This is a genomic window from Microbacterium sp. (genome assembly GCF_047606685.1).
Taxonomy (GTDB): domain Bacteria; phylum Actinomycetota; class Actinomycetes; order Actinomycetales; family Microbacteriaceae; genus Microbacterium.
The window spans coordinates 1-5,665 of the sequence record NZ_JASGEC010000027.1; the positions used below are offsets into that span (position 1 = coordinate 1).

Here is a 5,665-nt window from a genome sequence, read left to right on the forward strand (position 1 = left end):
CGAGAGGGAAACGCCCGGTCCCATTCCGAACCCGGAAGCTAAGCCTCTCAGCGCCGATGGTACTGCAGGGGGGACCCTGTGGGAGAGTAGGACACCGCCGGACTTCTTTCGTGAAATGGCCACCCAGAGTTGGGTGGCCATTTCTCGTTAACGCTACGGAAGGCGCTCATGGCAGGTGACGGACGCAGGGATCGTGGACCACGCCGCGGTGCGGAAGGCGGGCGAAGCCAGGATGGCGGGCGCTCGCGCCGTTCCCGTGACGGTGAGCGGAAGCCGTTCGCGAAGCGTGACGGGGAGCGGAAGCCCTTCCCGAGACGTGACGGGGAGCGCAAGCCGTTCCCGAGACGTGACGGGGAGCACGGCACGTCGTCGCGGCCGCCGCAGGACTCCCGGCGACGGGAGCACGACGATCCCGACATTCCGGAGGGCGTCACCGCCCGCGACCTGAACCCGGCGGCGCGCAACGAGCTGAAGACGCTGAGCAAAGAGAACGCCGAGGGCGTGGCCCAGCACTTGGCGATGGCGGCCGCGCTGATCGACGACGACCCGGCCCTCGCGCATCGGCACGCGCTGGCGGCGTCGCGCCGTGCCGGCCGCATCGCGGTCGTGCGCGAGACCGTGGCGATCACCGCTTACGCGCTCGGCGACTTCGCGCTGGCGCTGCGCGAGTTGCGGACCTACCGGCGGATTTCGGGCCGTGACGACCAGATCGCGCTGATGGTGGACTGCGAGCGCGGCGTGGGCCGACCGGACCGGGCGCTCGAGGTGGGACGTGCGGTCGACCGCGCGGCACTGCCGACCGCCGTCCGCGTGGAACTGGCGATCGCGCTCTCCGGCGCGCGGCTCGACCTCGGCCAGCCGGAGCGCGCGCTGCTCGAGCTCGACATTCCGGAACTCGATCCCGGTCGAGCGTTCGCGTGGAGCCCCGCGCTGTTCGCGGCGCGCGGGGCCGTGCTCGAAGAGCTCGGCCGCGACGACGAGGCCGCCAGGTGGCGGCAGCGCGCCGAGGTCGCGGCGGCGGTTCTCGACGACGAGCTCGCGTCAGACGACGTCGTCATCGTCGAGGAGCTCGAGGAAGAGCAGGCCGAGGGCGAGGACGACACCTGATGGGCATGTTCACGCGCACCACGCGCACACCGTTGGACGGCGTCGACGCCGTGCTGGCCGACCTCGACGGCGTCGTGTACGCCGGGCACAAGGCGATCCCGCACGCGGTCGACGCCCTCAACCGGGCTGCCGAGACCCGTCGGCTCGGCTACATCACGAACAACGCGTCGCGCACCGATGTCACAGTCGCCGGCCAGTTGCGCGAGCTCGGTCTGCGCGTCGCGCCCAGCGATGTGATCACGAGCCCGCAAGCCGCGATGCGGCTCCTCGCCGAACGTGTGCCGGCGGGCTCGACCGTGCTCGTCGTCGGCGGCGACGGGCTCGTCGTCGAGCTCGAGCGGGCAGGCTACGCGGTCACGCGCAGCGCGGACGACAACCCGGCGGCGGTCGTGCAGGGCTTCGCGCCGGAGGTCGGCTGGAAAGACCTCGCCGAGGCGGCGTTCGCGCTGAAGGTCCCGGAGGAGGAGGGCGGCATCCCCTGGATCGCCACGAACACCGACTGGACCATTCCGCGCGACCGCGGCGTGGCGCCGGGCAACGGCACGCTGGTCTCCGCCGTGCACACGGCGGTGGGCCGTCTGGCCACCGTGGCGGGAAAGCCTGAGACCCCGATCTTCGAGGAAGCGGTCGCGCGCTTCGGCGCTCGGCATCCCCTGTTCCTTGGCGACCGCCTCGACACCGACATCCTGGGCGCGAACCGCGCCGGCATCCCGTCCGCGCAGATCCTCACGGGAATCGACCGGCCGAAGCACGTGCTCGCGGCCCCGCCCGACTCGCGGCCGACGTTCATCCTGTCCGACCTGAGCGAGCTGCACGAGCCCTACCCCGAGGCTGTCGTCAAGAACGGCGCCGTGAGCGTGGGCGCGTCGACCGTGCGCGTCGACGGGGCCGACGTGCGCATCGTCGCCGAGGGCAACCGCCAGATCGACCTGCTGCGCGCCGGCGCGCGCGCGATCTGGGACAGCGGCGCGGCGATCTTTGTGCTGCGCGTGCCAGAACTGCTGTACGCCGACCCCTTCCACCGTCCGTAGACGAGATGGACGCCGAGCGACGCTACCCCGCGACGATCGCCGCGGCGGTGGAGCACGAGCTGGCGGTGAAGAAATCCCGGTTCATCGCGCGCGTTGTGCCGGTCGGCTCTCCCGACGAAGGGGAAGCGGTCATCGCCGCGATCCGCAAACGGCAGTGGGATGCCTCGCACCACTGCGCGGCAATGATCACCGGACTGCTGGGCGAACAGGCGAGGTCGTCCGACGACGGGGAACCGTCAGGAACCGCGGGCGTGCCGATGCTCGAGGTGCTGCGCCGGCGAGAGCTGACCGACCTCGTCGCCGTCGTGACGCGTTACTTCGGCGGGGTCAAGCTCGGTGCCGGCGGCCTCGTTCGCGCCTACTCGTCAGCGGTGTCGGAGGCGCTCGATGGCGCGTCGCTGGTGCGGCGGCGAACGCTCGTGCGCGTCACGCTCGAGGCTCCGCACGCGGACGCCGGGCGCTACGACAACCTGTTGCGGGAGTGGGCCGCGCGCCACGAGGCTACGCTCGGCGACGTCGTCTACGCCGCGGCGGCGACGTTCGAGCTGTGGGCGCCGCGCAGCGCGATTGCCCGGCTGCGCGACGACATCGCTGCCCTCTCGGGAGGAGCGCTCGGCCCGGCAGTGGGCGAGGAGCGTGTCGTCGACGTCCCGGCGCGAGGCTAGGAGACGTATTCTGGGCGCATGGAGCGGACCGGTGGACTCGATCACGACGACTCGGCGCGCGACGACCTCGTCTCGGCGCTCGAGGTGATCGAAGAGCAACCGCTTGCCGAGCGCGCCGCCGGCTACGCGGCGTTGCACGACGAGCTCGCCCGCCGCCTCGACAGCGGCCCGGCGTGACGAGCCGACTCGACACCGCTCTCGCCGAGCGCGGCCTTGCCCGCTCGCGCACCCACGCGCAGAAGCTCATCGCCGACGGGCTTGTGACAGTCGACGGATTGCCGGTGGTGAAGGCCTCGACCCCGGTGGCCGACCACGCCGCGCTGTCGGTCGCGGCATCCGACCACTACGTGAGCCGCGGCGCGCACAAGCTGATCGCGGCGCTCGACGCGTTCGACGTGGTTCCGGCCGGGCGCGTGGCGCTGGACATGGGCGCGTCCACAGGCGGCTTCACTCAAGTGCTGCGCGAGCGCGGCGCCCAGCCGGTGATCGCGGTGGACGTCGGACACGGGCAGCTCGCGGCATCCCTCGCCCTCGACCCTGGGATCGTGTCGGTGGAGGGCTGGAACGTGCGGCACATGACGCCGGCGTCGCTCGCGGAGGCGAGCGGCGTCGCCGACGCGCCGTCGGTCGTCACCGGCGACCTGTCGTTCATCTCGCTCGCGCACGTGCTGGCGCCGGTCGCGTCGGTCGCAAGCGCAGACGCCGACGTGGTCTTGCTCGTCAAGCCTCAGTTCGAGGTGGGGCGCACGGCGGTGAAGGGCGGGCTCGTGACCAGTTCGGCCCTGCGCGCCGATGCGGTCGCGAACGTGCTGTGGGCGGCGTGGGACGTAGGACTCGGCACCTACGGGGTCATCGCGTCGCCCCTGGCCGGCACGCACGGCAACCGCGAGTTCCTCGTGCACCTGCGGCCGGGAGGCGACGGCAACCCCACGGTGTTCCTGCCCGAGCTCGACCGCCTCGCCGGGCTGTCAGCGCGCTAGCGTCACGGGTACTTGCTCGGCATGCACGCCATCACGATGAGGGCGATGCTGCCCAACGGCACGAACGACAAGAAGATCCACGCCCAGTGCAGACCGGCGTCGCGTAGGCGGCGGACGGTGAGGGCCAGCGACGGGACGATGAGCGCGAGCATCCACGCGAGGAGCGCGTAGAAGACGAGAAAGCCCGCGAACGGCACGATCGTGAGCACGAAGGCGCCCGCCGTGACGATGACGGTGAACAGGGTGAACCACCAGTACTCGGCGAGCGAGGCCCGCCCGTCGAAGGCGGCGTACTTGGCGAACACCACGCGAATCGCGTCGCCCATTCCCCGCACGAACGGCCGGTCGTCGACGGGGGAGCGCCATGCCCCGACCGGCAGTGCGTACGCGGATTGCGCGTAGGGCTGAGACGGGGCGTACGGTTGCGCCGTCCCCGCGGGGCTGTACGGCTCGACGGCGTACGCGGGAGGCGTCGCGTACGCCGACGGAGGGTACGTGGGGGAGGCGGATGCGGCGCGCGTAGACGCCGTCCACTGGACGCCGTCCCACCAGCGCTCGCCGGGCGTGCCGCTCGGGTCGGGGTACCAGCCTGCATCCACGCCGTCGGTCGTCATGGTCCTCCTCGCATCCGTCGCACCATTCAACCGCATGTGTGCCCGGTGTGCGCGGCGAGACCCACTGCGCGCGGCGAGACCCGGGCCCGCGCAGCGGGTTTCGGCGCGGGAAAGGGGTTTCGGCGCGGGAAGGGGGTTTCGGCGCGGGAAGCGGGTGTCGGTGCGGGCAGGGGGTGCCGGGCGGCGGACACCCGGGCTCCGGCCGCCGCCGCGGCCGGCGATCCGACAGAATGGAGGGGCAGGCGGAAGACGGGCGGGAGTGGAATGGCAGACGAGCGCGACATCCTCGTCGTCCTGCACACCCAGCGCGACGACACCGTGGAGGCCGCTGTGCGCGTGTGCGCCGCGCTGCGCGACGCGAACGCGCGACCCGTGCTGGCGCAGAGCGACCTCGACGACATGGGCGAGCAGACCGCGCTCCTGGACGGCATTGCCGTGCTGGGCCGCGACAGCGAGCTCGTCGACATCGAGCTGGCAATCGTGCTGGGCGGCGACGGCACGATCCTGCGCGCTGCCGAGCTTGTGCGCGGCGGCAAGGCTCCGATCCTCGGCATCAACATGGGCCACGTCGGCTTCCTCGCCGAGATCGAGCGCGACGAGCTCGACGACGCTGTGCGGCGCGTCATCGAGCGCGACTACGTGGTCGAAGAGCGCCTCGCGCTCTCGGTGCAGGTGACGGATGCGACAGGCGCGCCCCTCTACGAGACGTGGGCGTTGAACGAGGCGACGGTCGAGAAGGCGAGCCGAGAGCGGATGCTGGAAGTCGTCGTCGAGATCGACGGCCGCCCGCTCACGTCGTTCGGATGCGACGGCGTCGTCGTCTCGAGCCCGACCGGGTCGACGGCGTACAACTTCTCGGCAGGCGGGCCGGTGGTCTGGCCCGAGGTCGAGGCGATCGCGGTCGTGCCGCTGTCGGCGCACGCGCTGTTCGCGAAGCCGCTCGTGGTCTCGCCGTCCGCCGTCGTCGCGATCGAGGTGCTGCCTCGCACGAACGGCATCGGCGTGCTGTGGTGCGACGGCCGCCGCTCGCACGACTTGCCACCCGGCGCTCGTGTCGTGGCGCAGCGCTCGACCGACCCGGTGCGGCTCGCGCGCCTCCACCCTGCGCCGTTCACGGACCGGTTGGTGCGGAAGTTCCAACTGCCCGTGTACGGATGGCGGGGCCCGCACGGCGGCCCTTCGACAGGCTCAGGGAACGCGACAGGCTCAGGGAACGCGACAGGCTCAGGGAACGCGACAGGCTCAGGGAACGCGACAGGCTCAGGGAA

At 71.8% G+C, this 5,665-nt stretch carries 7 protein-coding genes and 1 rRNA gene; 7 read left to right on the forward strand and 1 reads right to left on the reverse strand.

Annotated elements, in window-relative coordinates; translation table 11 throughout:
* The 6 genes from rrf to QM611_RS03200 all read left to right on the forward strand — a co-directional run.
* Nucleotides 1-103: ribosomal RNA gene (rrf, locus tag QM611_RS03175) — 5S ribosomal RNA — on the forward strand; the annotation flags it as partial.
* A gap of 65 nt (nt 104-168) precedes the next feature.
* A complete protein-coding gene (locus QM611_RS03180) occupies nt 169-1,107 on the forward strand; it encodes a hypothetical protein (RefSeq protein ID WP_415078453.1) in 939 nt (312 codons plus the stop codon).
* The gene (locus QM611_RS03185) at nt 1,107-2,138 is read left to right on the forward strand and encodes an HAD-IIA family hydrolase (RefSeq protein WP_415078454.1); all 1,032 of its coding nucleotides are present in this window, start codon (nt 1,107-1,109) and stop codon (nt 2,136-2,138) included. Before QM611_RS03180 ends, QM611_RS03185 begins: the two co-directional genes overlap by 1 nt.
* A 5-nt stretch (nt 2,139-2,143) precedes the next feature.
* Nucleotides 2,144-2,803 carry an IMPACT family protein gene (locus QM611_RS03190; protein WP_415078455.1) on the forward strand — a complete coding sequence of 220 codons (660 nt, stop codon included), beginning with the start codon at nt 2,144-2,146 and terminating at the stop codon, nt 2,801-2,803.
* 18 nt (nt 2,804-2,821) lie between these two features.
* The gene (locus QM611_RS03195) at nt 2,822-2,980 is read left to right on the forward strand and encodes a hypothetical protein (RefSeq protein WP_415078456.1); all 159 of its coding nucleotides are present in this window, start codon (nt 2,822-2,824) and stop codon (nt 2,978-2,980) included.
* Nucleotides 2,977-3,783, forward strand: a complete 807-nt coding sequence (locus tag QM611_RS03200; RefSeq protein WP_415078457.1) for a TlyA family RNA methyltransferase — start codon at nt 2,977-2,979, stop codon at nt 3,781-3,783. Before QM611_RS03195 ends, QM611_RS03200 begins: the two co-directional genes overlap by 4 nt.
* 2 nt (nt 3,784-3,785) lie before the next feature.
* Here the strand turns inward: QM611_RS03200 and QM611_RS03205 are convergent, their stop codons facing one another.
* Nucleotides 3,786-4,397 (reverse strand): DUF805 domain-containing protein, encoded by a 612-nt coding sequence (locus QM611_RS03205; RefSeq protein ID WP_415078458.1) that lies wholly within the window; start codon nt 4,395-4,397, stop codon nt 3,786-3,788.
* A 264-nt stretch (nt 4,398-4,661) separates the two neighbouring features.
* Here QM611_RS03205 and QM611_RS03210 point away from each other — a divergent pair.
* Nucleotides 4,662-5,665: NAD kinase (locus tag QM611_RS03210; protein WP_415078459.1), on the forward strand; the 1,004-nt coding region annotated here is incomplete at its 3' end.